Here is a 2,729-nt window from a genome sequence, read left to right as displayed (position 1 = left end):
TATGCCAGTGTTCCAGCTGCCGGCCGGTGATCAGCACCATCGGGAAATCGGCATCCGGCTTTTCGTTGGCGCTGATCAGCTTGGCGGGCACCAGCTTGGCGCGACCGGACTGGGTCGGGAAGCGTTCGATGAACACCACCTCGTCGCCCGGATCGCCTTCGTTCTCGCACGGGTAGGTGACCGAGTGCTCCGCTTCCAGACGCTCCCACGTGATGCCGGCGATCGAATGCATCGCCTTGCGCATTTCGTTGAACACGTCCTTCGCGCCGTCGTAGTGCCAGTCCAGCCCCATGCCGTTGGCCATCTGCTGGATGATCCACAGGTCCTGACGCGCATCGCCGGGCGGATTGATTGCCTGACGACCCAGTTGCACCTGGCGGTCGGTGTTGGTGAAGGTGCCGGTCTTTTCAGGGAAGGCCGACGCCGGCAGCACGACACGCAACGGATTGGACACTGCACCGGAACCCACCTCTTCGAGCAGCGCGGCGACCGACGATGCGTGGCACAGACGGGTGCAGTGATCGACGTTGTTGGTGCCGAAGCCGGTGCGGGTGAGCTTCTGGAACAGACAAGCCTCATCGTTCGCCCCCTTGGCCGAACCGAATCCGGCCAGCGCATTCGGCCCCTTCGTGTCGCGGATGCCGCGCAGCCGCATGCCCAGTTGGCGGCCTGCATCGGGTTCTGGCCCGTTTGCTGTGCTACCGCAGAGGCCGTGGCCTCCGGTTTGACGCCTGTGCCTAGCCGCGGGTTAAAGAGACTCCCGACCGGACTCAGATTGTCCGTTTAGGCTCCGGAACCGCCGCCACCGATCTCGACCGTCACGCCGCGCATCATGGCGTTTACGCTTGATATGCACAGCATCAACAAAAGGGCCCGAGGATTCATGACAACCACCATGCCCCTTGCCGTATGACAGGAAGTCATCCAGACGCGACAACCGAATGGCATTCTCAAGGAAACCGTGAGGACTTGCCATGTGCCTGCTGCTCCTGCTGATCGCCCTGTTCGGACGGCACGTCCGGCCGGCAACCGCGCCTCGGACCCTGCGCCGACGAAATAACCCGGTCGTTCGCCATCGTGCAAAACCGCCGTGGGTAAAAGTCGAACTCGTCCTGCTCAAGGCCCGCATGTCCAGGGCCGGCTGTCGCACGCTGGCCGACCTCTTCAATCGCCGGCACGCGCCGGACATGACGGTAAGCAAGTCATATGTGGCGGACGTACTGAAACGCCATGCGCGCGAAATACGCATCGAGCGTCGCCGGATGCGCCGGCAGCGGCCCGGCGCCTCACCGCGCAACCACGTATGGGCGCTGGACCTCACCGGCAAGACCGACCAACACGGCCGGCTGCACATGATCCTCGGCATCATCGACCACGGCTCTCGGCTCGCGCTCGAACTGGCGCGAATCGCCGACAAGCGCTCGCTCACCGTGCTCGGCCATCTCGTGCGCTGCGTGCTCAGACACGGCCGGCCCCGCTTCCTGCGTACCGACAACGAAGCAATCTTCACCTCCTTCGTCTTCCGCATCGGGCCAGCGCTGCTGGGCATCCGCCACCAGCGTACCGAACCGCACTGTCCGTGGCAGAACGGACGCATCGAGCGGCTCTTCGGCACGCTGAAGGCGCCGCTGGACCAGCGACAGGTCGAGGACGCAGCGCAGCTGGACAACGACCTGAAGGCTTTCCGGCTCTGGTACAACCACGTCCGCCCTCACCAGAACCTCGACGGGCGAACGCCCCGCGAAGTCTGGTGCTGCATCGATCCGCTGGCTCGACGCCTGAAAATCCGCCGATGGTTCAGCGCCTGGGACGGGCTGCTGCTGGGGGAGCGCTATCTGCTGTGAGGCACAGCGGAACCGGAGCGGACCCGATGGACAAGCGACTGTCCAGGGATCGCCTCGCCCCGAAGCAAGCGAATGAGACGTTGGCACGAGAAACCGCGCAGAAAGGAGACAGATCAAGACAGCGATGTGAAGCAGACCTTGCCGATTCGTGGCAGATGGATTCCAGCTCCATGAAGCCGCCGTGGTTTCCCTGTCATGGGGAAGTCACAATCGGCTGTTGGACGGTTGGACGGGACACCAGCAACAAATAGGCCATTTCGGCCTTGCCCCAATCCCTTGATCCTTCACCGGTCCTCTGGACAAGCTGAATCTCCGCTTTCCAAGCCATGTCCACCGCACGGTTTTTCGCGGCCTGCATCGCCGCGGCGGACGCCTTGACGCCCAGGTAGGTCGCGCTCTCGCGTATGAACTTGGTGACCGGATTGAGCCCACTCGGATCATTCCCATTAATCGGATTGTTATCCACNGCTTTCCAAGCCATGTCCACCGCACGGTTTTTCGCGGCCTGCATCGCCGCGGCGGACGCCTTGACGCCCAGGTAGGTCGCGCTCTCGCGTATGAACTTGGTGACCGGATTGAGCCCACTCGGATCATTCCCATTAATCGGATTGTTATCCACATACGCATAGAAGTTCGGCCCAGCCCGGAACTTCAGCGGATCTTCGCTGATGAACCCACCGAAGCCCGGGTCGTAATAGCGCGCCCGGTAGTACATCAGCCCGGTGCCGTCGTCCTCCCGCCCGGTGTACCGCTGCCGCCCCACCGGCGTGCCCGTCTCGGCCAGCGGCTCGCCGAACGGCCGATACGCCATCGTCGCCTGCGTGCCCCCATTCGGCTTCGTCTGCGCCACCACCCCCATCAGGTGGTCGTGCTGGAAGAAGTACG

The 2,729-nt window shown here is 63.4% G+C and carries 3 protein-coding genes; 1 reads left to right on the top strand and 2 read right to left on the bottom strand.

From position 1 onward, the window contains the following. On the bottom strand, positions 1-655 hold a 655-nt coding region (locus NMQ14_RS19595; RefSeq protein WP_257098508.1), incomplete at its 3' end, for a molybdopterin oxidoreductase family protein. A gap of 319 nt (positions 656-974) precedes the next feature. Between NMQ14_RS19595 and NMQ14_RS19590 the strand changes: the two genes are divergently transcribed. Beyond that, positions 975-1,844 carry an integrase core domain-containing protein gene (locus NMQ14_RS19590; protein WP_257098507.1) on the top strand — a complete coding sequence of 290 codons (870 nt, stop codon included), beginning with the start codon at positions 975-977 and terminating at the stop codon, positions 1,842-1,844. Between the two features lie 193 nt (positions 1,845-2,037). On the opposite strand, the gene NMQ14_RS19585 is transcribed toward NMQ14_RS19590, so the two are convergent. Beyond that, positions 2,038-2,729 (bottom strand): RHS repeat-associated core domain-containing protein (locus NMQ14_RS19585; RefSeq protein ID WP_306441353.1); only part of this gene is annotated, 692 nt, incomplete at its 5' end.

The organism is Methyloversatilis sp. XJ19-13 (assembly GCF_024580155.1).
Lineage (GTDB): Bacteria > Pseudomonadota > Gammaproteobacteria > Burkholderiales > Rhodocyclaceae > Methyloversatilis.
Note: the sequence above shows the minus strand (reverse complement) of the source record. Positions and strands in the feature narration are given on the sequence as shown.